Genomic DNA, 23,357 nt, shown 5'->3' on the forward strand with positions numbered 1-23,357 from the left:
TCCAAATGTCCGGTGGATGCCGGTATCGAGTGACATTGCAGCCAGCAAGTGACCTGCCTGGGCACCCGGAACAACCCGCAGAAGGATGCAGTCGTGGAAGTCAGCCAGAAAAAACGATCCAGTCAGTTGAAGTTCACGTTCGGCGCCGACAGCTTCAATTATGCCTACAGGGATAAATCAGGGTCCGGTGATATCGACGTGCAATACGCCGGGTTCCCGACAAAGGCTTCGATTTCGATCGAGCGCAAGGACTGGCTGCGTAATGCCGGGCTGATCTGGTGCCTGATCGGTGTCCTGCAATTGGGGTATGCAATCACCGCCGGCGACTCGATTCAGGGGCGGGGCTTCTGGCTCCTGATCGGCGCAATCTGCCTCGTCTGGTACCGCTGGTTGACCGTCGAGTATTCCGTTTTCCGCGCGCAGGAAGGCAACGTCTTCGTGATTCGGGACGACAAGCACGATCGTATCGTTGACGAAATCAAACGGCGGAGAAAGGACCGGCTGCTTGCGCTGTACGGTAGCCTGGATACGCGGAATACGCTCGATGAGGAAATCGCGAAATTTTCGTGGCTGCATGAGCAGGGCGTATTGTCCAAAGACGAACTGGAGAGCCGCCTTGCGCAGGCGCACGATTTTTTCCAGGAATCCGGGCAGCCTGCATTGAAGCAGCTTCATTGATGCCGATGGGGTTCACCGACGCCGATACCCCGCCCGGCGAGGGTATGGCGATCGCAGGGGATCGACATGGCCGGTCAATGCGCCGTATCCGGAGCGGGCGGCAGCGCCTCGATGGCACGCAGAGTCGACCGCGCAACGGCTTCCCGCTTGAAAAGGTCATCCAGCCTGTTCGGGGTGTCGATTTTCAGCGCGAAGAACACCGGGCCGTTCGGCCATTCCACCCAGCCGACCCACCAGCCCGTGCGCCCTTCCCAGCCGGTCTTGGCGAGCAGGGTCCAGTTGCGTCCGGCTTCGACGATCATCAGCTCCTTGTCCAGACGCTGATGCTCCACCCGGAAGGGCTGTGCGTTCCGGTAGAGCTGCTGGAGAAACGCGACCTGATCCTGGTTGTGCTCCGCGAAGCTCCGCTCGATGCCGTCCCAGCGGAAGACCTGAAACTCGTCGCGCACGACGCCGGCATCGAGGGCAAACAGCGTATGTGGAATCTTGAAGCTTGAGGCAGGCGAATAGCGCTTTTCCAAGCGTGCCTGATCGAAAACGGCTGCTACGGATGCAGCCTTGTGCATGGGCACTTGCGATCAGGAAAAGGCAGGACAGGAGCTGGCGGAGATTCGGCTTGGCATGGGATGTTTCCTTCGGGGGCTGAGGCGTGTCCGGGCTCCACACCCTCCGTCATGGTCCGCCACCTGTCTTTCAGATCATCGCCCCGTTGATCGAAATCACCTGCCCGGAAATATAGGCCGCCTTGTCCGAAGCGAGGAAGGCGACGAGTTCGGCGACTTCCTCGGGCCGTCCGGCGCGCTGCATCGGCACCAGCTTCCTGATCGCGTCGGCGTCGAAGTGGCCGTCGATCATGTCGGTGGCGATGATGCCGGGGGCGACGGCGTTGACGGTGATGCCGCGGCTGGCGACTTCGAGCGCGAGCGACTTGGTGGCGGCGTGCAGCGCACCCTTGGCGGCCGAGTAATTGACCTGGCCGCGGTTGCCGGTGATGGCCGCGATCGACGAGATGTTGATGATGCGGCCCCAGCGGCTGCGGATCATCGGCAGGCTGAGCGGCTGGGTGACGTTGAAGAAGCCGTTCAGCGACACGTCGATGACCTTGTGCCACTGCGCGGCGCTCATGCCGGGCAGCACTGCGTCGTCGTGGATGCCGGCGTTGTTGACCAGCACCTGGATGGTGCCGGCCGCGAGCAGGGTTTCGAGCACGGCGGCGGTGGCTGCACCATCGGTCAGATCGAAGGCGACGGCTTCGGCACTGCCGCCCTTGCTGCGGATGTCGGCGGCGATGGCCTCGGCGCGGTCGAGGCCGCGGTTGGCATGGACGATGACGTGCAGGCCGTCGGTCGCGAGCCGACGGCAGATGGCGGCGCCGATGCCGCCGCTGCCGCCGGTGACGAGGGCGCGTTTCATGCGGAGTGCTCCAGGGTGGGACGCCCGGCGTCCATGACGACCACGGCGCGGCCTGCGAGCAGCGTGCGGCCGGCGTGTTCGAGCCTGAACTGGTAGAGGATGGTGCCGCTGTCGCCGGACAGGCGTTCGGCATGGACGTCGAGCGGGCCGGGCAGATCGTCCAGGCGTGCGGTGTTCAGCTGCACGTTGCGCACGCTCGCCAGATAGCCTTGGCGGGCCGCGCCGTCGGGGCCGGCGAGCAGCGCGCCGTGCAAGGCCATCGCCTGCGCGGCGTATTCGATGCCGGCCGCGGCGCCGAGGCGGCCGTCGGCGCGCAATGGATTGTCTGCCTTGGTATGGCTGCTGGCGCGGCAGTGGATGTGTCCGTCGTCCCAGGCCACGGCGCTGTCCAGCAGGCACATGCTGCCCTGGTGAGGGATGCGCGCGGCGATGCCGGCGCGGTCTAGCATGGCTGGACGCCGATGCGGAGCTGCATCGGCGGCAGGTAGTCGAGGGTGACGGTGCCCGCGCTGCCGCGGGCGAGGTGTTCCAGCAGCGGCAGGGCGCGTAGCGCCGGGATGGCGGTGCGCAGGTTTTCCAGTCCGGCCAGATCAGGGTCGGTCAGCCGGTCGGCGGCGGCGTCGGTCGGCGCCAGCTCGATGGCGGCCAGCGAGTGCGCAGTCGGTGCCGGGCTGAGCAGCAGCGCCACGCCGCCGCAGTCGGGCGTGTCGCGCTTGGCATGCAGCGGCTGCGGGTATTCGCTGTCGTAGGCGATCAGCAGCACCGGCACGCCGTCGCCGGCGACCTGGGCCAGCGCATCGAGCAGGCCGGCGCCGAAGCTGGCGTCGAAGGCGCAGATCACCTGGCAGGGCTGCATCGCATGGGTGGCGATGCCCCAGTAGCCGGCGGCGGCGTTATGCACGGAATTGTGGAAGCGCGTGGGCGAGATCTGGCGGTCGTCGCCGGCCAGTTGCTCGCACAGCGCATGGCAGTTGTGGCCGTCGGCGCCCGATGCGGCGAACACCGTCGCCAGCGTGGCCGGGTCGGCTTCGGCATGGGCCGCGGCTTCGAGGCCGAGTGCCAGTGCCAGCTTGACCACCCGGCTGGCGCGGCGGCGCTCGGCCGGGGGCAGCAGGCCGGGTGCGGGGAGAATGCTGGGGGCCGACTGCCAGGCCTGTTCGCCGCGCAGCACGGCGCGCGCGGCCGGCCAGTCCGGCAGGCCGGGGGCGATGAAGCCGATGCCGTCCACCCAGGCGCGCAGCGGCGTGGCCGCATTGGTGTTCGTCGTATTCATCGCGCCACGCCGAAGATCAAGCTGCAATTGCTGCCGCCGAAGCCGAAGGAGTTGGACAGCGCATGGCGCAGTTCCGCGGGCCGCGCGTCGATGAGGTACTGGAGCGGAATCTCCGGGTCGGGCTGCCGGCTGCCGGGACTGCCGGGTAGCCAGCCCTCCTGCAGCGCCAGTGCGCAGACGACTGCTTCGACCGCGCCGGCGGCGCCCAGCGTGTGGCCGGTGGCACCCTTGGTCGAGCTGCATGGCACGCGCTTGCCGAACAGCGCGGCGACGGCCTTGCCTTCGGCGGCATCGTTGGCCGGTGTCGCCGTGCCATGCAGGTTGATGTAGCCGATGTCGCCGGCATCCAGTGCCGCCGAACGCAGCGCGGCGCTCATCGCCAGTCGGGCGCCGAGGCCTTCGGGGTGGGGCGAGGACATGTGGTAGGCGTCGCTGGATTCGCCGCAGCCTTGCAGCAGGATGTCGCCCGCGGCGGCCTCGTCGGCACGTTCGAGCAGGGCGAAGGCCGCGGCCTCGCCGATCGAGATGCCGTCGCGGCCGGCGTCGTAGGGACGGCAGGGCTGGGCCGAGGTCAGCTGCAGCGAGGCGAAGCCGTACAGCGTGGTCAGGCACAGGCTGTCAACACCGCCGACGACGGCGGCGTCGATCGTGCCCAGCGCGATCTGCCGCGCGGCTGCGGCGAAGACCTTGGCGCTGGACGAGCAGGCGGTCGAGATCGCCATCGCCATGCCTTCCAGCGCGAAATAGTCGCGGGTGAATTCGGCCGGCGAAAAGGAGTTGTGCGTCCTGCGGTAGTCGAAGTCGGCCGGCAGTGCGCCGCTCATGGGGGCGCGCCAGCGGTAGGCGAGCTCGGTCTGCAGGATGCCGGCGGTGCTGGTGCCGACGAAGACGCCGACCCGGTTCCTGCCGTAGCGGGCGATGGCTTCGTGCACGCGCCCGGCGAAGCCGTCGCTCTCCAGGCCGATCCGGGCCAGGCGGTTGTTGCGGCAATCGTAATGGGCGAGGTGCCCGGGCAGGCGCTCGTCATCGACCCCGCCGACTTCGCCGAGCCAGGTCGGCAACTGCACGGTCTCGAAGGCGCAGGGCTGCAAGCCGCTCCGCCCGTCGCGCAGCGCCTCGCGCGTCGCATCCAGGCCGCGGCCGAGGCAGGTCGTGGCGGTGAAGGAAGAAAGCAGCAGTGGCGTCACGTCGTGGCCCGGAACAGGGAAGGCCCGGATTCTAGCAGAGGGCCGCAGGGCGGATGCCCGGCTGCGCTTCAGGCTCGGCGCGCGGGCACACGGCACACGAGCATGACGTTGGCGAAGGGTCTGCCTTCGCTCATCTTCATCGGCTCGACCTCGAAGCCGATCTCTTGCAACAGCGCGATCCACTCCGGCAGCGGACGGCAATACAGGCGCGGCAGGCGGTGGCCGCGCATGAAGGTGACGACGTGATCCGTCAGGTTGCACAGGTGGTAGGGCAGGCCGGCGGCAGCGTCGCCGATGCGGGTCACGAACACGCCGCCGGGCGGCAGGGCGGCGTGGATGCGGCCGAGCACGTCGCGCTGGCCGTCGTGATCGAAGTAATGCAGGGCGTCGAGGATGGTGACGACGTCGGCCTGGCCGAAATCCGTCTTGCACATGTCGCCCTGGACGATGCTGACCACCGGATGATTCGCGCCGAACGCCTGCGCGGCGCGGTCGACGTCCTTCTGCATCAGCTCCACCCCGCGCAGCGACAGCGGCTTCGGCGCGGGTGCCCAATCCGCCGGCCAGACGCCCTGTTCGTACAGCTCGCGCGCAGCCAGCAGCCACGAGAACAGCGAACCCTGGCCGCAGCCGAGGTCGAGGAAACGCCCTTGCGCGGGGAAGATGCCCTGGCGCAGCAGTTCGCGGAAGATGCAGTCGCCGGAAAGCTTGCCGCGCGCGTAGTGCCAGGCGAAGCGGCCGCTGGCGCGGAAGCGGTCGGTGGCCTGGTCGAGCAGGGTGTTCAGAAAAGCTTGATCGGTCACGGGCAGGCGTCGCCGAGCGGAATGGCGGTGAGCGGGTATTCGTTCAAGCGCGCGAGGATGCGCGGCAGTACGGTGAGGATGACGGGCTGACCGGCGGCGTCGCGGCGGGCGTTGCCGTCGTGCATCAGCAGGATGTCGCCGGGGCTGAGGCGGTGGACGAGGCGGCGGTAGACGGTATCGGGGTCGGCGCAGCGGGTGTCGTAGGCACGTCGCGTCCACGCCGCCAGGTGCAGGTCGAGCCGGGCGAGCACCGGGTCGAGGAAAGGGTTGCGCAGCCCGGCGGTGGCGCGGAAGAAGCGCGGCGCACGGCCGGTGATGTCGGCGAGCGCGGCCTGGGCGGCGCTGATGTCGGTCCGCATCCGGCCCGGGCCGAACAGCGAGAAGACATTGGAGTGGGCGTCGCCGTGGTTCTCGACCTGGTGGCCGCGCTCGGCGATCTCGCGGCACAGCGCCGGATGCTTGCGCGCGCGCCAGCCGATGCAGAAGAAGCTGGCGCGCACGCCGGCGGCATCGAGCAGATCGAGCACGCGGGGCGTGATCTCGGGATCGGGGCCGTCGTCGAATGTCAGTGTGATCTGGCCCTGCGCCGCCGCTGCGGGCGGCAGGCGGGTGAGCGTGGGGCCGAGCAGTTGCGAGCGCGGCAGCAGGCCGGCGGTGGTGAGCACGGCGTGGTTCGCCGCCAGCGCGCCGACTGCCCAGGGCCAGTGGCCGGGCGAGGCGAGCAGGCCCAGCGCCGCGCCGCCATGTACGGCGAGGCTGGCTTTGAGCGTGGCGGAAGGTGTCCAGCGGCGGGGCATGGTGGGCGGCTTCAGTGCCGCATCAGCGCGAACGTGGTTGAGCCGCCGGGCGCGGCACGAACATCGCCGCCAGCAGCAGCGAAATGATCGCGCCGGGGCCGACGGTGAGGCCGACGGCCTTGAGTACCGGCACCGAGGATAGCGCAAGGGTGCCGAAGCCCATTGCGGTGGTCAGCGTGGCGATGCCCATCGAGGCGCGGATTTCGGGGGCCGGTTCGGGCTGGCGGGCGTCGCGATCGAAGAACAGGGTGTAGTTGGAGCCGACCGCGACGATCAGCAGCAGGCCGACCAAATGCAGCAGGTGCAGGCGCTCGCCCAGCAGGTGCAGGCCGGCGATGACGAAGATGACGGCGAGGATCAGCGGCAGCATCACGGTGGCGACGCGGCGCGGTGAACGCAGGCTCCAGGCCAGCATCAGTACGATGCCGCCGACGCCCGCCAGCGACAGCACGATGGCTTCGCTCAGGTAGGAGCCGTACAGCGCGTCGAACTCGCCTTTGAGGTCGATGAACAAGCCGTCGGTGCCGGCCAGCGCGGCGCGGACGCGCTCGGTCGGGATGTGGAAATCGGCGTCTTCGGCGGGGTGCAGCGGCAGCATCACGCTCCAGCCCTGCTCGCGCTGCAGCGTCAGCGCATCGACGGCGAGCGCGAGATTGCTGCCGGCGAGGTCGTCGCGGGTCAGCGGCGGTGCGGTGCGGGCGGCGGCGATGTCGGTGATGAAGGCATCCAGGCGGCTGGCGGACAGCGGCAGCTCCGTCAGTGCGCTTGCCAGCCGCTGGCGGAGCTGATCCGGCTCGGGCAGCGCGGCGCGGCGCGCGAGCTGGGTGGCCTGGCTGGGCAGGAAGCGGGCCGGGCTGTCGTAGCCCGCGATCACGCCGGCCTCGACCAGCTTGTCGAGTTCGCGGCCGGCGCGTTCGGCGGCTTGCAGCGCGGCTTCGCGGTCGGGGCCGTTGACGACGACCAGGTAGCGCGAATCGGGGGCTTCGAGGTCGGCGCGCAGGTCGCCGTCGAGGCGGGCCTCTTCCTCATTGACGGTGCTCAGCACCGACAGGTCGGGGTGCCAGAGTTCGTCGCGCTCGCTGGCCAGCCAGACGGTGGCGACCAGCGCCAGGGCCAGCACCGGCCAGCGCAGCTTTTGCAGCCAGTCGATGGCGCGGTCGATGCCGTGGTCGATGCTTGGCGGAACGTTGACCGGCGCGATCGGGCCGGCCAGGTGCGGCAGCGTGTAGCGGGTGACGAGGGCGGCGGCGCCGACGCCGGCCAGCGAATACAGGCCGAGCTGGGCGAGGCCGGGAAAGCCGGCGAAGAGCAGGCAGCCGAAGCCGCAGATCGAGGTGGTGACGCCGAGGTGGATGGTCGGCCAGAAGCGCTCGCGCCAGGTGGCGAGGCCGAGCCGGCCCGACTGCATGAAGTAATAGGTCGAATAGTCTACAGACTCGCCGATCAGCGCGGCGCCGAAGCCGACGGTGATGCCGAACACCGTGCCGTAGGCGAGGCCGACCGCGGCGACGCCGGCGACGATGCCGCTGATGATGGGCAGCAGGCTGAGCACGATCGGCCGCGGGCGGCGATAGACCAGCGCCAGTACGAAGATGATCGCTGCGCCGCTGATCAGGCTGAGGGTGAAGATTTCCTGCTTGATCTTGCCGCGCGACTGGACGGCGAAATGGCCGGGGCCGGACAGACTCAGGCCCAGCCCGCTGACCCCCAGGGTCTTTGCGCTGTCGTCGAAAGCCTGGCGGATGGCGTTGATGGCGGCTTCCTGGCCGTCGGTGTCGGCGCCGTCGGCGCGGGTCTGCACGATCAGCATCGCGCGCTTGCCGTCGCGCGAGGCCCACACGCCTTCGCGGCTGGCGGGCTGGCGCGGGCTGCCGAGGCCGGTGAGCAGTTCGACCACTTCGCCGGTCGGGTCGCGGGTGAAGAAGGGCTTGAGCAGCACGCCGGCGGGCGAGGCCAGCATGCCGATGCTGTCGGCGATGGCGCTGCGCAGGCCGTTGACGGTGAAGCGCTCGGGCGCGACGGCGGGGCTGAGCTGGTAGCGGTGGGCGATCAGCAGGTCGCGGTCGGTGTCGAGGTGTTTGCTGTCGCCGTTCTGCACCGACACGAACAGGCCGCTGTCGACCAGGCGGCGGTGCAGTTCGCGCGATACCGCGGCGCGCTGTCTGGGCTCGCCGTCGGTGATGGCGAGCATCAGCATCCGGGTGACGGCGCCGGTCTTGAGCTGTTCGACGAGTACCTGCTGTTCCGGCGTCGGCTTCGACGGCAGGAAGAAGCTCATGTCGGCCGAAAAGCGGCTGTTGAGGGCGATGAACAGGCCGGTCAGCGTTGCCGCCAGCCAGATCAGGAAGGCGCGCAGGGCGGGGCTTTTCATGGTGTGTCGAGCGGCGTGATGCGCATGCTGGAGCGGTCGCCGTCCGCCTGCAGGTATTCGATCGTGGTGACCTGGCCGCCGCTGCCGCTGACGTCGATGCGCAGCACGAACTCGGCGATCTGCGGGTCGCTTGGATGCAGGCTCAGCGTCCAGTCGTCCGCGTCGCCGCTCAGATGCAGGGCATAGTTGCGTTCCAGCGCTTCGCGCTTGCCGGCCAGGGTACCGCGGATGCTGTTCGACGAAAGCCATCGCCTGCGGCTGGCTGGCGAGGTCGATCGAGAGCTTCTGCTTGCCGCGTTCCAGCGTCAGCCGGTCATGGTCGAGGATCAGGGTTTCCGGGGTGGGTTCGAGGGTCCGCTTCTCCAGCCGGTCGGGGGGCGAATAGCGCATTTCGCCGCGGGACACGAGCGGGGCGTCGAGCAGCGCGAGGTGGCGGGTCTCGACGAAGCTGGCCTTGCCGCCGGGATGGCGGGACAGCGCTTCCATCAACTGCGCGAGATCGAAGGCGGCGGCGACGGCCGGGAAGCCGAGCAGGCCCAGCAGCAGTCCGGTGCTCAGGAGCTTGATCATTCTCGATGCCAGAAAGGGAAGAAGTTGAACCAGTTGTAGGGCGCGCGCCGGCAGAAGTCCGCCAGCCGTTCGGCGTAGGCGCGGGCCGCCGCCTGCATCGCGGCGTCGCGCTCTCCACGCCCCACCGCAGAAAAATCCGCCAGCGGCTCGAAGTGTATTCGATAGCGCTTGCCGCCGAGGTACACGCCGGCCATGAAGAATACCGGACGCTTCAGCATCGCCGCCATCCGCCACGGCCCGAGCGGGAAGGCAGCGGGCTGGCCGAGGAAGTCGCAGTCGAGGCGGGCATCGTCGCCCAGCCCGCGGTCGGCGAGCATGCCGACCAGATAGCCTTGTTCGAGGCGGTCGTGCGCGGCCAGCATCGAATCGAGGCGCCCGAGCGGCAGGATGTCCTCGCCGGCGCGCGGGTTGATCGCCTTCAGCGTGGCATTGATCTTGCGGGCGTTTTCCTCGTACATCAGCATCGCCACCTTCAGCCCTGCCTGGCGCTGCCCCACGGCGCGCAACACCTCGAAGCTGCCGAAATGGGCGCCGACCAGCAGCGCCCCCGGCTGGCGGGCGAGTGCGGCCTGCAAGGCTTCGGCACCGACGATTTCGATGTCGAACAGGTCGAAGCGGTCGTTCAGCAGATAGACGCGGTCGTGGATCGTGCTGGCGAAGCTGAGGATGTGGCGGTAGCCGTCGCGCCAGCCGGGCTTGCGGTCGAGCACCCGGCCCAGGTAGTCCTTGCTGGCGCGGCGGGCGCGGGGCGCCAGCAGCAGATACCAGAGCGCGATGCCGCGCAGCACGAGGCGGCCGATGCCGCGGCCGAAGCTCAGCGAAATCCACACCATCAGCCGCAGGATGGCGAGGTTGCTGCGCTCCTGCTGCTCGCGCCAGTCGCCGCTGCCCTCCGTCATGACGCGGGTATCAGGCTGCCGCTGGCGACCACGCGCCCGGCGCAATCGATCTCGAAGGCGATGCTGCCGCGTACACCTGCGCGGAAGCTGAAGCGCAGGTGCTCGCCGGGCGCGACCGGGCTGAGGAACTTGGCGTTGCCGATCTGCCGGATGGTCTTGTCGGGAAAGGCGGCTTCGGCCAGCAGCAGGGCACGGTCGAGCAGCACCACGCCGGGCAGGATCGGCTTGTCGGGGAAGTGGCCGGCAAAGGCGGGATGATCGGCCGGCACTTCCCAACTGAAGGCGGTGCTCGTTTCAGGCATCTTTCTTCGATCCGGCCAGCAGCGCCTGCAAGGCGTCGCGCGTCAGCTTGCCGGTGGTGTTGCGCGGCAGTGAATCGCACAGGATCAATGGGCGCGGCATGAACGCCGGGTCGATGTGCGGGCGCAGCGCCGCCAGCATCTGCGCGCGATCCATGCCTGGGGCGCAGACGCAGGCGGCCAGCCGGGTGATGTGCCGCTGCGGCGCGGTGTCGGGCAGGAAGAAGGCGCCGTCGCGCACGCCGGGCAGCGCGCAGAGCTTGTGGTTGAGCCAGGCCAGCGAAGTGCGCTTGCCGGCGATGTTGATCATGTCGGCATGGCGGCCGGTGAGGGTGAAGCGGCCGTCCGGCAGGCATTCGATGATGTCGCCCAGCGGCACTTCGCCTTCGACGTGCCTGCCGCTGGCGGTGGTGGTGTCGCCGGACTGCGTCAGCGACACGCCGGCCAGCAGCGTCCACTGGGGGCCGGCGGTGGTGCGCCGGCTGGCGAGCTGGCCGCTTTCGGTCGAGCCGTATATTTCCAGCACCGGCGCCTTGCAGCGGGCTTCGGCACGGGCGGCGAGTTCGGCGGACAGCGGTGCGGTGGCCGACAGGATCACGTCGATTTCCGGCAGCGGGATGCCGGCATCGAGCAGGGTCGACAGGTGGAAGGGCGTCGTCACCAGCAGCCGGGGCCGGGGTACGGCGGCGAGCGCGTTGGTGACGTCCTGCGGATAGAAGGGCTTGCCGGCCCAGAACGGGCTGCCGTCGTGGAAGGCGGGCAGGAAACTCGATTCGAAGCCGTAGCTGTGCTGGGCCGGCACGGTGGCGACGATGTTCATCGGCCGCTCGTCCAGGCCGAGGCGGTCGGCGCCGGCCTGGGCGTTGGCGACCAGCCTGCCCCAGGTCTTGCGCTGGGCCTGCGGCTTGCCGGTGGAGCCGGAGGTGAACAGGATGGCGACAATCCGCCCGGCGTCGATCTCGGGCATTTCCGCTGCGGCGGCTTCATCGGCGGCGGAAGGCGTCAGCGCGGGGAAGTCGATGCAGGGCAGCTCGCCGGCGGCGGCGAAATCGTCGTCGCGCAGACAGCAGGTGCCGGGATGGCGGGCGGCGATGTCGGCCAGCGTGTCGGTGGTTTGCGATGCGGGCTGCAGGCTGGTCTTGCCCGCCAGCAGGCCGGCGACGAAACCGACAGCGAAGCGGTAGCGGTCGCTGCACACGTTGAGCAGCCAGTCGCCGGCCGGCAGCCGGGCCGCGAGGGCATGCGCTTCGGCGAGGAAGCGGCGCACGCTGACCGGGCCGTCGCTGCGCCAGGCCAGGGTGTCGTCCGGGTGGCGGCGGGTGAACAGGGGCAGGCGCTGGCTCATGAAACGGTTCTGGAGGTTTTCGATTGCGGCGCGTGGCTGCGCCAGGCGCGGATCGCGGAGACGAAGCCGGGGCGTTCCTGTGGCGACAGCACGCGCAGCCGGATCAGGTATTCGACCAGGAAGACCAGGCCGATCAGCGGCCCGGTCAGCAGGTTGGCGTGGATGGACCACACGGCGGTAGGGGCGAAGGCGAACAGCAGCGTCAACAGCAGGGCGTTGCCGAAGAAGAAGGCCGTCCACACGATGCTGACTCGGCGGGTGTAGCGGATCTGGCGTTCGGAGAGCTGGCCGCCGGGCTGGATGGCGCGGGCGAGGCGGGTGATCAGCGCTTCGCCGGGGCCGAGCAGCGTCTGGCCGAACACCATGCCGAGCGCGACGTGGCTGCCGAGATGCTGCAGGTAGTAGAGCAGCGCGATGTTGTGCAGCAGTTGCGGCCACAGCCATACCAGCAAGGCCGCACCGGCGGCACAGGCGGCGTAGCGTAGTGGTACGGACGGGATGCGCCACAGCAGCAGCGCGGCGGCGATCGCCAGCGGCGCCACGCCGAGCGCGGCGCCAAAAGCGGGGTGGACGTCGCCCGCGCTGCTGTAATGCGAGGCCAGCGCCCACACGGCCAGTAGCGGCAGCACGGCCAGGCCGCGCAGCAGATCGGCCGTGTCCGCAGACCTCATTTGCTTCGGTTGGCGGCGATGTGTGTCGTCAGGGCGCGCAGCGAAGCGAAGATGCGGACGTTGTTCTCGTCGTCCGAGCGCAACTGAAAGCCGTAGCGCTTGGAAACTTCAAGCGCGATTTCGAGCACGTCGATCGAATCCAGCCCGAGGCCGTCGCCGAACAGCGGCGCATCGGCTTCGATCTCGTCCGCGTTCATGTCGAGGTTGAGCGCTTCGACGATCAAGCGGGCGACTTCGGGCAGCAGGGCGTCAACAGCTTCGGGGGCGGGTGTCGAGGACATGGTGGGTTTCTTCCGGGTTCAGCGTCCGACGGCGCGGAACGCGAGCACCGCGTTGCTGCCGCCGAAGGCGAAGGAGTTGGACAGCGCGGCCCGCAGGGGACGGATGCTGGCGCTGGTGACATGGTCGACGCCGGCACAGGCGGGGTCGATGTTCTCGAGGTGGGCGGTGGGCGGCACGGTCTGTTCGCGCAGCGCCATCACCGTGGCGATGGCCTCGATGGCGCCGGCGGCGCCGAGCTGGTGGCCGTGCATGGACTTCGTCGCACTGACGGCGACCTCGCCAGCGCGTTCGCCGAGTACTGTCTTCAGCGCGGCGATCTCGATCGGATCGCCTTCCGGCGTCGCCGTGCCGTGGGCATTGACGTAGTCGATCTCGGCGGCGTTGAGCCCGGCGTCGGCCAGGGTGTTGTTCAGGGCACGTACCTGGCCTTCGGCGCTGGGTCTGACCAAGTGGCTGCGGTCGCAACTGGTGCCGTAGCCAACCAGTTCGGCGTGGATGCGGGCGCCGCGGGCACGAGCGTGCTCCCAGTCCTCCAGCACCAGCGCGGCGGAGCCTTCACCCAGCACCAGGCCCTGGCGGTCGGCGGAGAACGGACGGCAGGCGCGCGGCGCGCTGTCGGCATCGCCGGGCGCGAGCACGCGCAAGGCTTCCCAGGCCGCAGCGACGCCATAGGCTTGCGGTGTGTCGGAACCGCCGGTCAGCATCACCGTGGCTTCGCCCGAACGCACGCGGCGGAATGCCTCGCCGATGGCGATCGAAGCCGAAGCGCAGGCCACCGCATGGCTCATGCTGATGCCACCCAAGCCGAGCTGGATCGAGATGTGGGCGTTGGCCGCGTTGTGCATGCCGATGACGACGGAGGAGGGCGGCAGGCGGCTGCGGCCGTTCAGCCACATCTCGCGGTAGCCGCGTTCAAAAGCCAGCGTGCCGCCGAGCGAGGTGCCCCAGGCGCAGCCCCAGGAGTCGCGGTTTTCGCCATCGGCGGTGCGTGCCAGTCCAGCGTCGTCCCAGGCCGAGAAGGTGGCCGCCATCGCAAGCTGGGCGAAGCGGTCCATCATGATCGCGAGCGGCCTGCCGAGGGCGCCGTCGGCATCGAAATCCGTGCAGGTGACAAAGGGCATCGGCAGCGGGCGCGGCACGTCGCCGGTGACCAGCTGACGGATGGCGGATTCTCCGGCGCACAGGTGAGCGAAGAAGTCGTCGAGGCCGCCGCCATAAGGGCTGACCAGGCCGAGGCCGGTGATGGCTACCCGTCGCTGTGTCATCGTCAGGATTGCTGCGAAGCGGCGATCAGGCAGTCCATCAGCGTCACCATTTCGCCAACGGTCTTGGGCGGTGTTGAATCGGCAGGGACGTCGATTTTGAAGCGGTCTTCGAACTCGAAGATCAGTTCGAGCATTCCGAGGGAGTCCACGCCGAGTTCTGCCAGGACGGTTTCCGGAACGACCTTTTCAGGGTTGACGTTCATGCGGTCCTTGAGAAATTCGCGGATGAGTTCGATCGATTCCATGGGCGCGGATTCTAGCTGAAACAGCTTGCAGTAAGCAGGTGGTATGTCCGCCACCGGTTCAGCGTGACGGCGCGAGTCAGGCATGTCATGTGCAGGCAACGATGACAGGCAGGATTGTACTCATGCGTGCGTGCTCCCGTGAAAACTCCGTGAGCGGTCCGATGCGAAACATGGCTGGACAGCGGGCGATTTCCTCGCGCATTTTGCTACCATGAGGCATCCTTTCCGACGCCCGATTTTCATGCGCCTGCAATTGTCCGACGCTGTTCGCGAACTGCCTTGGTTTCGCCAGATTGCAAGTCGGATCATCCTGCTCTGGCCACTCAAGGCCGTTGGCACGTCGCTCTTCATGGCGTTGTTCTTCTGGGGGTATTTCGGCGTGCTGGAGAGCCCGCTGAGGGCAGCGGTCGTGATGCCGGTGACGGCGGTCGACCGCTGGGTGCCATTCACCGAGCTGGCGCTGCCTGTGTATGTCTCGCTGTGGTTGTATGTGTCCTTGATGCCAGCCTTGCTGGGCAGCTTCCGTGCGCTGCTGTACTTCGGTTTCTGGGTAGCCGCGTTGTGCCTGTTCTGCCTCAGCATATTCTGGCTTTTCCCCACCGAGGTTCCGGCAGCGGGTATCGACTGGGCGCTCTATCCGAGCATGGCCTTGATCAAGGGGATCGACGCAGGCGGCAACGCCTGCCCTTCCCTGCATGTGGCATCTGCCGTATTCGTCGCCTGCTGGTTCCAGCGCATGTTGTACGGTATGAAGGCACCGCCAGCTCTGCACCGGCTGAACTGGGCAGTCTGTCTGCTCATCGTATGGTCAACGATGGCAACCCGGCAGCATGTGGTGCTGGACGTCGTTGCAGGTGCGGCGATCGGGTTGCTCTTCGCCTTGCGCGCGCTACGCGATGTGGAGCGCTGCTGTAAGGGCGGAGCGATCTAGCTCCGGCAAAGGATCCCCGGCTCTCTGCCGGGGATGTCGGTCCGTGACGTAGGGAGGTTTCAGTTCCCCACTTTCAACCGGCCGCCCTTGCCCAGACCGCCCTTCACTTCCTGTGCCTTGTAGTTGCGCAGCGAGATCACCATGTTGTTGTAGGCGTCCATGAAAGCGGCCACGGTGGCCTTGCCTTCGGGAGTGCGCGAGAAGCCGCCCAGCCCGGCGGCTGCACCGCCGCCGATCGCACCCAGGGCCGCACCGAAGTTGGTGGCCGTGGAGTTGCCTTCGGAAATGGAAATCTGTACGCCCGAACGGATGTCGAACATGCTCAGCGTCACCACCGATACCTTGCTCTGCATGGCGCCGCCGATGGCGGTCCCGACTGCACCGAACAGGCCGCCAACGCCTGCGGCCATCTGGCCGGTAGCGTCGTTGTCGATGATGATCGACGGTTCCATGTAGTAGTCGGCTGCCACACGCTGTCCCTTCTGCTGCTTGGAGCCGGCGCGGAATTCGCCTGAATTGCGTTGCTTGTCCGTGATGGCGCTGATCTTGCTCTCGGTGCGGTTGTTGCCGACCGAAGTGATGACGAAGCAGTTCGACTGCTGCACGGCCAGCCGGATCAGCGGCTCGATGGTGGTGATGTTGGTAGCGGCGCCGAAGCTCGCGTACCACTCCTTGCCGCGGCCATCGTCCACTGCCAGCGTGCCCAGGGGCTCGTCGCAACGTTCGAGGTTGGCATTGGCGTCGACGCTGGTGCCGCCGGCAGCTGCACCGGTGGCGGCAGTGGGGCTGTTGCCTGTGGACACGAGGCCGCCGGCGCCGGGAGTCACGCAGCCGGCCAGAACCAGCGAAGCCGTCAGCACAGCCAGGGAGAGAGAGGTCTTGGACATGGGGAGTCGCCCTTCGTAGCGTGTTGAAAGGATGGGAGTGGAAAGAATGTCAGATGCGGCGCAAGCGAAGGCGTCGGATGCTCAGCGCAGATACCAGCCGCTCGATCCCCAGATCCAGTAGTACGGGTAATCGCTGTACCAGACGCCCCAGGATTTGCGCTGTTCTTCACGGATGCGATAGAGCTCGCGTTCCTCCTGCTTGGCTGCCCGGGCTTCGGCCATCAGCTTGTGGGCGTCCTTGTAGTTCGCTGCGGCGGCTCGGCTCAGCCAGGCTTCGGCCTCGGCGGGGTCGGGGCCCATTTCCTCGAAGCCCAGCAGGTACAGGCGGCCCAGTGCGTACTGGGCTTCGGTGTGGCCGCGATCGCCGGCCTGGCGCAGCCATTCGATGGCCTGGTAGCTGTCGCGTGTCACGCCGTCACCGCGCAGCAGGCGCAGTCCCAGGTCGTAGGCGGCGCGAGGGTCGCGTTCGGCGATCTCCGCCAGGGCCTGCAGCCGGCGTTCAGCCTCCGGGTCACCCGGATCGGCCTGGAAGGTGGCCGTGTTGCGCGGTACGTCGGCGCAATCGTTGCTGCTGCACAGGCGGACAGTATCCGACCGGGGGGCCATCTGCTCTTCGGGTGTCTGTGCGCAACCGGTTGCCATCAAGGCGGCCAGCAGCAGGGCCAGGGGGGGCACGATGGATCGAACAGCGGCGCGCATGGCAGACGTTTCTCAAGGGGGGAGTACTGAATATATAGAAAATTTACAATTCAGTCGCTAGCTTTTTTATGAACTCAAGGTCCCGGCCCGCTCCGCCCCCCCCAGCAGGATGCCGGAGCGGGCCATGAGTGGCCGGGCTGCCGTTCGAGCATCATTCTGCGCCGCGAGCCGTGTCGTCCTTGTCGTCGTCGATCTGGACTTCCGCTTCTTCCGGCACCTGCGTGGCAAGCACCTTGTCGATGCGCTTGCCGTCGATGTCGACGACTTCGAAGCGCCAGCCTTCCCATACCGCGATGTCGCCGGTGTTGGGCAGGCGGCCGAGCAGCCACATCATCATGCCGGACAGGGTGTGGTAGCGGCCCTTGTCTTCTTCCGGCACGTTCTTCATCGCCAGGCGATCCTTCAGTTCGAGGATCGGGATCAGGCCGTCCAGCAGCCATGAGCCGTCTTCTCGCTGCACTGCCCAGGCTTCCTCGGCGTTTTCGGTCTGGAATTCGCCGGTCACGGATTCGAGCAGGTCGTGCAGCGTGACCATGCCCAAGACCTCGCCATACTCGTCAATGACGAACACCATGTGGGTGCTGGAGGCGCGGAACTGGTCGAGCAGCTCCATGCCGGTCAGCGATTCGGGCACGTAGATCGGCGCCTGCAGCGCTTCGGTCAGGTCGACTTCGGCGCCGCGCAGGGTCTGGTTGAAGAGCTGCTTCGAACTGATGATGCCGAGGATCTCGTCGAGGCCGCCGCGGCACACCGGGAAACGCGAGTGGGTCGACTCGGCCATCTCCTTCAGGTTCTCGTCAAGCGGGCGGTTGACGTCCAGCCAGACGATGTCCGAGCGCGGCACCATCAGCGAGCCGAGCTGGCGTTCGTCGAGGCGGAACACGTTGCGCACCATCTCGTGCTCGCTCTTCTCGATGATGCCGGCTTCCGAGCCCTCGTCGAGCATGGCGCGGATCTCCTCTTCGGTCACGCTCGGGCCGTTGACCTCGCGCTGGCCCATCAGGCGCAGCAGCAGCGCGGTCGAGTTCGACAGCAGGTGCACGAAGGGGCGCGAGATGATCGACAGCATGTTCATCGGCCGCGCCACCAGGCGGGCGATGCCTTCCGGATTGATCTGGCCGATGCGCTTGGGCACCAGCTCGCCGATCACGATCGACACGTAGGTGATGACCAGCACCACCAGCACGGTCGAGCCGATTTCGCTGGCGCGCTGCTCCACGCTCAGCGTCTGCAGCCAGTCGGCCAGCGGACCGGCCAGCGCCGCTTCGCCGACGATACCGTTGAGGATGCCGATGGAAGTGATGCCGATCTGGATCGTGGACAGGAAGCGGGTCGGTTCCTCGCCGAGCTTGACGGCGACGGCGGCGGCGTTGTCACCCTCTTCGGCGAGCTTGGCCAGCCGCGCGCGGCGCGCGGTGACGAGCGCGATCTCCGACATGGCGAAGATGCCGTTGAGCACGATGAGGGCGATGAGGACGAATATTTCCATTGAAGTGTTCGGTACGGCGTTCAGGCGTGCGGGTGCATCCGCGCCGGGGCGGATGCAGTGAGCGACGGCATTGGGGGAGCGATTCCGGCGCCGGAATCAGCGCGGAATTCGGCACACGGCGCGGCACGCAGCGCAGGGCATGCGAGCGGGGCCTGCATCAGGAAGAGGGCGTGCGTCCGACGGGCCGGATACGGCGGGACGCGCAACGGCGATCGGTGGGTGGCCGTGGCTGGCGATGCTGGACTGGGACAAGATCGCCCGGTCGAGTCGCCGTCGGCCGAGGATTCGTCCTCGGTGCGGGGCGGCTCGGAAGGAGGCGGAACGGAGTTCGACAGGGAGTGTTGACTCATAGCGCGGAGCCGTTTTTATCGGCCCCGCCTGGCCCTTGATTTGTTTGAGGAAAAATAATCATGCCGCAAGTGCCGGGAATTGTCACCTTTCGTGACGGGCGGCTCGCCGGCCTTGCCGGGACGTATCCACCGGAAGGCCTCACTGGAAGGCCACTTCGGCGAAGCTGCGCAGCTTGCGGCTGTGCAGGCGGTCGATGCCCTGTTCGCGCAGGCGCTCCAGCGCGCGGATGCCGATGCGCAGGTGCTGGTCAACGCGTTCCCGATAGAACTGGTTGGCCATGCCCGGCAGCTTGATCTCGCCGTGCAGCGGCTTGTCGCTGATGCACAGCAGGGTGCCGTAGGGCACGCGGAAGCGGAAGCCGTTGGCGGCGATGGCGGCGGATTCCATGTCCAGCGCCACCGCACGGCTCTGGCTGAAGCGCCGTTCCGGACTGCTGGCCATGCCGCGCGACGGCAGCAGCTCCCAGTTGCGGTTGTCGGTGCTGGCGACCGTGCCGGTGCGCAGCACGCGCTTCAGCTCGTAGCCCGACAGCCGGGTGATTTCCTCCACTGCCGCTTCCAGCGCGAGCTGCACTTCGGCCAGCGCCGGGATCGGCACCCACAGCGGCAGTTCCTCGTCGAGCACGTGGTCTTCGCGCATGTAGCCGTGGGCCAGCACGTAGTCGCCCAGCTGCTGGCTGTTGCGCAGGCCCGCGCAGTGGCCGAGCATGATCCAGGCGTGCGGCCGCAGCACCGCGATGTGGTCGGTGATGGTCTTGGCGTTGGCCGGGCCGACGCCGATGTTGACCATCGTGATGCCGCTGCGGTCGCCGCGAACCAGGTGGTAGGCCGGCATCTGCGGCAGGCGCGGCGGCGCGGCGCCGGCCGCATCGCGCTCGCCGGGCGGCAGGCCGCGGCGGCGGGTCAGGACCTCGCCGGGTTCGACGAAGGCCTCGTAGCCGTGGCCGGATGAGGCATCGGCCATCAGTTCGTGGCCGAGCTTGATGAACTCGTCGATGTAGAACTGGTAGTTGGTGAACAGGATGAAGTTCTGGAAGTGCTCGGGCCGTGTGCCGGTGTAGTGGCGCAGGCGGTGCAGAGAGTAATCCACCCGCGCTGCGGTGAACAGTGCTAGCGGATGGGGTTCGCCGGGGCCGGGTTCTAGGGTGCCGTTGGCGATGCCGTCGTCCATCGCGCCGAGGTCGGGCAGGTCGAAGCGGTCGCGCAGCAGCAGGCGGCGGTCGGGGCCGAGCTGGCCTTCGAGATGGTCGTTCTCGGCGAGGGCGAAATGCACCGGAATCGGCTGCGTGCTGGTACCGATTTCCAGCGGCACCTGGTGGTTGCGCAGCAGCAGGCCGAACTGTTCGAGATAGTAGTCGGCGAACAGCTCGGGCCGCGTCAGCGTCGTTTCATACACGCCGGGGCCGGCGACGAAGCCGTAGGACAGGCGTGAATCCGCCCGCGCCACGGTGTTGGTGCGCACCCGCAGCAGCGGGTAGCAGGCGCGCACATGCTGGCCGATGTCCTCACCGGCAACGTAGCGCTGCAGCGCATCGCGCAGGTGGCGGGTGCTGGCGGCGTGGATTTCGCGCACGCGCTCGAGCGCGGTGGCGGCATTGTCGAACAGGGCGGGGGCGAAGAAGGGTGCGGTATTCATGCTCGAAGGGTCGGAAGCAGTGCAGTCGGGCGGGCAAGGACAGGGGGACGTGTGGCGTTCAGCGCGGTGCCCTTAGTCTGTCGGGCAGGTTCAGCCGGCCCTCGTCGGAGAAGCGCACGCTCCCCAGCATGCCGCCGGCCAGCCGGCCTCGCAGCGTGTAGGGCACGCCATCAGCCATGGCGCGGCCCTCGATCATGCCGATTGCCTGGCGCAGCACGGCGGAAGCCGACACGCTCACCGGCACGCTGATCACGGTTTCGCCGAAGCGGGGCACGGTGCCGCGCTGGTCGCTGACGCCGGTGGCGAAGGCCTTGCCGTCGAGATCGAGCTCCAGCGCCAGACCGTCGAAATCGATCGCGGCGTCGTTCGGATTCTGCACCCGCAGCTTCAGCGTGAAGCGCATCTCCATGCCCTGCCCCGCCAGCGGTTCGAGGCCGACGACGTTGATGCGCACCGGCTCGCGGTGAGTCAGGCTGGCGCAGCCGGCCAGTGTCAGCACGCACAGCAGCAGGCAGGACAGCCAATGGGACAGATTGCGGCAAGTGGCGTTTGGCATGGGAGGGCTCCGTCGGATCACAGGGCGGCTTCCATTCTAACCGCCGCAATGTTGAGGTTTTCCGTGTCCGGATCCCGGAGGCGTGGAGTCAGCGCACTGATTCGGCGGTGCGCTCCACGATGCGTTCGAGCAGGGCATCGACTGCGCTACCTCCTGCTGTCGAGGCGCTGCGGCGGTAGCCTAGATGGACGACCGGCGAGTCGGCGGTGATCCGGTAGACCGCGATCGACAGCGGGCACAGGACGATGTGGTGGGGCGATTCGGCGCTCAGGCGGGCGGCGGCGCTGGCGCTGCAGAAGGTGTAGATGCGGGCCTGGTCGAAGAGCGTGGGGGAATGGCCGAGATCGGGTGCGGTGCGGCGCAGCATGTCGCTGAATTCGCTGAGCGAGGGCGGCGTGATGCCTTCGGCGGCGATCGCGTTGACGAGCGCAAAGGTGACGTCCTCGAACTCCGCCCCGGCGATTTCCCGGGTCACGATGTCGGCCTCGGCCTCGGCCTCGGCCGCTGCAGGGCCGGCCTGCAAAGCGAGGAAGAAGGCGAAAAAGAGCCCGATACCACGGCGGAGCAGATCCCGGTACCGGGGTTGCAGTAATCGTGTCGTGTTCACTCGGATTCAGAAGCGGTAGCTGGCCTGTACGCCACCATACACATTTCTGCCCGGGCCGGGTTCGTAGAAACGGCCGTTGCCGTCGCCGACGATGACCGAGGCGATGTGCTTGCGGTCGAAGACGTTGTCCAGCCTCAGCAACTGGCTGAAGGTCCAGGGGCCGGACTGCTGCTCCGCCACCAGGCGCAGGTTGAGCAGCGTGTAGGACGGCGCGGCCTTGCCGGTGTTGGTGTCGTTGACCTCGACCGCGCTGCGATGAACCGCCTCCATCGCGGTACTGAGCCCGGCCATCGGTTTCCATACCAGTTCGCCCCAGGCCGAAACCCTGGGCACGCCTGGAATCCGCTTGCCGCTGTCGACGTTGTCGAAGGCTTCGTCGTAGATCGCGCGCATCACCGTCAGCGCGCCGCGGGCGCTGAGTTTATCGGTGAATTCGGTCTCGACCGCCAGCTCCAGGCCCTCGCGCAGGGTCTTGCTGGCGTTCCTGTACGAGGTGCGGCCGCCGATGGCGCCAGCACTGACGATCTCGTCCTTGGTCTTGATCTGGAAGGCGGCGAGATTGACCCGTGTGCGCTCGCCGACGTAGGCCTTCAGGCCGAGCTCGAACTGGCGGCTGGTCGAGGGTTTCAGGCCGAGGTTGAAGCTGCCGGTGGAGGAGTAGGCGATCTCGCCCAGCGTCGGTGTCTCGAAGCCGGTGCCGAAGCTGGCATAGACGTTCAGCAGCGGGGTGGCGCGCCACAGCAGGCCGACGGCCGGCGTGGTCTTGCGGTAGCGCACCGAGCCGCTGTCGTCGCCGTTCGGGCCGACGATGTAATCGTCGTCCACCTCGAAGCGCACGTTGCTGTGGCGCACGCCGAGCGACCAGTCCCAGTCGCCTTGCTGCCAGAGGGCCTGCACGTAGGGGTCGGTGCTGGTGACGGTGTTGGTCTCGTCGCGCCGCAGCCTGCCCTTGACCCCGAGCAGGCTGCCGATGAAGTTCTCGTAGCCCTGGCGGTCGTCCTCGGCGCGGTCGTAGTCCACGCCGGTGGTCAGGGTCAGCTTGCCGCTGCCGATCTCGCGCTGCATGATCCAGCGCGCGCCGATGCCGTGGAACTCGCGGTCGAAATCGATCACGCCGCCGGCATGGCGGGGGTTGGCCTGCGCGGCAGCTGGGATCGACTGGTACTGGATGACGCTGCGCTGCCCCGCATAGGCCTGGATCTGCAGCCGGTCCTCGCCGAAGCGGCGTTCGTATACCGCGCCGCCCTGCATGTGGTCGATCGACTTGCGCGTCCTGTATTGCAGCGCGATCGGCTCGACACCGCGCGCGTCGCGCTTGTAGGTGTTCCAGGTGATGCCCAGCGGGTCCTCGGTGTCGGGCTGGTGCAGGCTGCTGAACAGCAGCGTCAGCTTGCTGTCCTCGTCCGGCGCCAGCGTGATCTTGGCGAAGCTCTGGTCGCGGCGGGCGGCGCTGTAGCGGCGCTCGCCGTCGGTCTCGAAGCGCGAGGCGTCGAGCACGAAGCCAACGCCGTTCTTCTCGCCTTCCGCGCCGATGCCGATCTTGTAGGTGCCGTGCTCGCCGGCGTACACGCTGCCGCGGATGCGCGGCGCGCCCTTGCCGTCGCGCGAGAACAGCTGGATCACGCCGCCGGCGTGGTTGCCATACACGGTGGCGAAGGGACCGCGCAGCACTTCGATGCGCTCGGCGGTGTCGAGGTTGAAGGTGGCGGCCTGGCCCTGGCCATCGGGGTTGCTGGCGGGGATGCCGTCGGCGATCAGCTTCACCCCGCGCACGCCGAAGGCCGCGCGGGCGCCAAAGCCGCGCACCGAGATCTGCAGGTCCTGGGCGTAGTTCTGGCGGTTCTGCACCACCACGCCAGGCACGCTGCCGAGCACTTCGGAGACGTTCACCCGCAGGCCTTCGGCGGTGCCGCCGAGCTGCACGGCGTCGATCGAGTACGGCATGTCGAAGGACGAGGCCTCGACCCGGCTGCCGGTGATGACCATGGTGCCGAGGGTCTGCTCGGTTTCGGCGGCGACGGCGGGCGTTGCTGCCAGTGCGTACAGCAAGGCACAGTGCAGACGATTGGGCCGTGGCAGGCGGAGTGTGAACGGGCGGGCCATG

25 protein-coding genes and 1 pseudogene are annotated in these 23,357 nt (G+C 67.9%); 3 read left to right on the plus strand and 23 right to left on the minus strand.

Going from position 1 to position 23,357, the window contains the following annotated elements; all coding sequences use genetic code 11:
* The first annotated feature begins 93 nt into the window (after positions 1-93).
* Positions 94-678: a hypothetical protein gene (locus QM748_RS15970; RefSeq protein WP_415247894.1), complete on the plus strand. Its 585-nt coding sequence runs from the start codon at positions 94-96 to the stop codon at positions 676-678.
* A gap of 74 nt (positions 679-752) precedes the next feature.
* Here QM748_RS15970 and QM748_RS15975 read toward each other — a convergent pair.
* The 9 genes and pseudogenes from QM748_RS15975 to QM748_RS16015 form a co-directional block, all read right to left on the minus strand.
* Positions 753-1,217 (minus strand): annotated as a pseudogene (locus tag QM748_RS15975) (penicillin-binding transpeptidase domain-containing protein); the annotation flags it as partial.
* Positions 1,218-1,371: 154 nt separating this feature from the next.
* Entirely contained in the window at positions 1,372-2,091 is a 720-nt protein-coding gene (gene fabG, locus QM748_RS15980) for a 3-oxoacyl-ACP reductase FabG (protein WP_415247895.1), read from the minus strand.
* Entirely contained in the window at positions 2,088-2,540 is a 453-nt protein-coding gene (locus tag QM748_RS15985; RefSeq protein WP_415247896.1) for a 3-hydroxylacyl-ACP dehydratase, read from the minus strand. Before QM748_RS15985 ends, fabG begins: the two co-directional genes overlap by 4 nt.
* A complete protein-coding gene (locus tag QM748_RS15990) occupies positions 2,534-3,364 on the minus strand; it encodes a beta-ketoacyl synthase chain length factor (protein ID WP_415247897.1) in 831 nt (276 codons plus the stop codon). The genes QM748_RS15985 and QM748_RS15990 overlap by 7 nt, the downstream gene beginning before the upstream one ends.
* Complete coding sequence (locus QM748_RS15995) at positions 3,361-4,551, minus strand: beta-ketoacyl-[acyl-carrier-protein] synthase family protein (RefSeq protein ID WP_415247898.1); 1,191 nt, start codon at positions 4,549-4,551, stop codon at positions 3,361-3,363. Before QM748_RS15995 ends, QM748_RS15990 begins: the two co-directional genes overlap by 4 nt.
* 68 nt (positions 4,552-4,619) lie before the next feature.
* Positions 4,620-5,354 (minus strand): class I SAM-dependent methyltransferase, encoded by a 735-nt coding sequence (locus QM748_RS16000; RefSeq protein WP_415247899.1) that lies wholly within the window; start codon positions 5,352-5,354, stop codon positions 4,620-4,622.
* On the minus strand, positions 5,351-6,151 hold the full coding sequence (locus QM748_RS16005) for a polysaccharide deacetylase family protein (protein ID WP_415247900.1): 801 nt from the start codon (positions 6,149-6,151) through the stop codon (positions 5,351-5,353). Before QM748_RS16005 ends, QM748_RS16000 begins: the two co-directional genes overlap by 4 nt.
* Before the next feature lie 22 nt (positions 6,152-6,173).
* On the minus strand, positions 6,174-8,522 hold the full coding sequence (locus QM748_RS16010) for an MMPL family transporter (RefSeq protein ID WP_415247901.1): 2,349 nt from the start codon (positions 8,520-8,522) through the stop codon (positions 6,174-6,176).
* Positions 8,519-8,752 (minus strand): LolA-related protein, encoded by a 234-nt coding sequence (locus tag QM748_RS16015; RefSeq protein WP_415248084.1) that lies wholly within the window; start codon positions 8,750-8,752, stop codon positions 8,519-8,521. The genes QM748_RS16010 and QM748_RS16015 overlap by 4 nt, the downstream gene beginning before the upstream one ends.
* Between QM748_RS16015 and QM748_RS16020 the strand changes: the two genes are divergently transcribed.
* The gene (locus QM748_RS16020) at positions 8,751-9,131 is read left to right on the plus strand and encodes a hypothetical protein (RefSeq protein WP_415247902.1); all 381 of its coding nucleotides are present in this window, start codon (positions 8,751-8,753) and stop codon (positions 9,129-9,131) included. The two genes, QM748_RS16015 and QM748_RS16020, sit on opposite strands and share 2 nt — an antisense overlap.
* Here QM748_RS16020 and QM748_RS16025 read toward each other — a convergent pair.
* Genes QM748_RS16025 through QM748_RS16055 form a run of 7 tightly spaced genes read right to left on the minus strand, consistent with a single transcriptional unit; the run spans position 9,089 to position 14,098 of the window.
* The gene (locus QM748_RS16025; protein ID WP_415247903.1) at positions 9,089-9,991 is read right to left on the minus strand and encodes an acyl-CoA synthetase; all 903 of its coding nucleotides are present in this window, start codon (positions 9,989-9,991) and stop codon (positions 9,089-9,091) included. The genes QM748_RS16020 and QM748_RS16025 overlap by 43 nt on opposite strands.
* Positions 9,988-10,293 (minus strand): 3-hydroxyacyl-ACP dehydratase FabZ family protein, encoded by a 306-nt coding sequence (locus QM748_RS16030; RefSeq protein WP_415247904.1) that lies wholly within the window; start codon positions 10,291-10,293, stop codon positions 9,988-9,990. The genes QM748_RS16025 and QM748_RS16030 overlap by 4 nt, the downstream gene beginning before the upstream one ends.
* The gene (locus tag QM748_RS16035) at positions 10,286-11,635 is read right to left on the minus strand and encodes an AMP-binding protein (RefSeq protein WP_415247905.1); all 1,350 of its coding nucleotides are present in this window, start codon (positions 11,633-11,635) and stop codon (positions 10,286-10,288) included. Before QM748_RS16035 ends, QM748_RS16030 begins: the two co-directional genes overlap by 8 nt.
* Positions 11,632-12,306: a hypothetical protein gene (locus QM748_RS16040; protein WP_415247906.1), complete on the minus strand. Its 675-nt coding sequence runs from the start codon at positions 12,304-12,306 to the stop codon at positions 11,632-11,634. The genes QM748_RS16035 and QM748_RS16040 overlap by 4 nt, the downstream gene beginning before the upstream one ends.
* The gene (locus QM748_RS16045; RefSeq protein ID WP_415247907.1) at positions 12,303-12,587 is read right to left on the minus strand and encodes a phosphopantetheine-binding protein; all 285 of its coding nucleotides are present in this window, start codon (positions 12,585-12,587) and stop codon (positions 12,303-12,305) included. The genes QM748_RS16040 and QM748_RS16045 overlap by 4 nt, the downstream gene beginning before the upstream one ends.
* A gap of 18 nt (positions 12,588-12,605) precedes the next feature.
* A complete protein-coding gene (locus QM748_RS16050) occupies positions 12,606-13,853 on the minus strand; it encodes a beta-ketoacyl-[acyl-carrier-protein] synthase family protein (protein WP_415247908.1) in 1,248 nt (415 codons plus the stop codon).
* Between the two features lie 2 nt (positions 13,854-13,855).
* Positions 13,856-14,098: an acyl carrier protein gene (locus QM748_RS16055; protein WP_415247909.1), complete on the minus strand. Its 243-nt coding sequence runs from the start codon at positions 14,096-14,098 to the stop codon at positions 13,856-13,858.
* Positions 14,099-14,339: 241 nt separating this feature from the next.
* On the opposite strand from QM748_RS16055, the gene QM748_RS16060 reads away from it, so the two are divergent.
* Positions 14,340-15,029: a phosphatase PAP2 family protein gene (locus QM748_RS16060; RefSeq protein ID WP_415247910.1), complete on the plus strand. Its 690-nt coding sequence runs from the start codon at positions 14,340-14,342 to the stop codon at positions 15,027-15,029.
* A 59-nt stretch (positions 15,030-15,088) separates the two neighbouring features.
* Here QM748_RS16060 and QM748_RS16065 read toward each other — a convergent pair whose 3' ends face one another.
* The 7 genes from QM748_RS16065 to QM748_RS16095 form a co-directional block, all read right to left on the minus strand.
* Complete coding sequence (locus QM748_RS16065; RefSeq protein WP_415247911.1) at positions 15,089-15,916, minus strand: hypothetical protein; 828 nt, start codon at positions 15,914-15,916, stop codon at positions 15,089-15,091.
* An 81-nt stretch (positions 15,917-15,997) separates the two neighbouring features.
* Complete coding sequence (locus QM748_RS16070) at positions 15,998-16,591, minus strand: tetratricopeptide repeat protein (protein WP_415247912.1); 594 nt, start codon at positions 16,589-16,591, stop codon at positions 15,998-16,000.
* Positions 16,592-16,766: 175 nt separating this feature from the next.
* The gene (locus QM748_RS16075; RefSeq protein WP_415247913.1) at positions 16,767-18,104 is read right to left on the minus strand and encodes a hemolysin family protein; all 1,338 of its coding nucleotides are present in this window, start codon (positions 18,102-18,104) and stop codon (positions 16,767-16,769) included.
* 489 nt (positions 18,105-18,593) lie between these two features.
* Positions 18,594-20,090 carry an AMP nucleosidase gene (locus tag QM748_RS16080; protein ID WP_415247914.1) on the minus strand — a complete coding sequence of 499 codons (1,497 nt, stop codon included), beginning with the start codon at positions 20,088-20,090 and terminating at the stop codon, positions 18,594-18,596.
* A 58-nt stretch (positions 20,091-20,148) separates the two neighbouring features.
* On the minus strand, positions 20,149-20,646 hold the full coding sequence (locus tag QM748_RS16085; RefSeq protein ID WP_415247915.1) for an LEA type 2 family protein: 498 nt from the start codon (positions 20,644-20,646) through the stop codon (positions 20,149-20,151).
* A gap of 88 nt (positions 20,647-20,734) precedes the next feature.
* A complete protein-coding gene (locus QM748_RS16090; protein WP_415247916.1) occupies positions 20,735-21,253 on the minus strand; it encodes a DUF302 domain-containing protein in 519 nt (172 codons plus the stop codon).
* Positions 21,254-21,259: 6 nt separating this feature from the next.
* Positions 21,260-23,356: a TonB-dependent receptor family protein gene (locus tag QM748_RS16095; RefSeq protein ID WP_415247917.1), complete on the minus strand. Its 2,097-nt coding sequence runs from the start codon at positions 23,354-23,356 to the stop codon at positions 21,260-21,262.
* Position 23,357 lies beyond the last annotated feature (1 nt).

It is taken from the genome of Thauera sp. (assembly GCF_047601425.1).
Taxonomy (GTDB): domain Bacteria; phylum Pseudomonadota; class Gammaproteobacteria; order Burkholderiales; family Rhodocyclaceae; genus Thauera.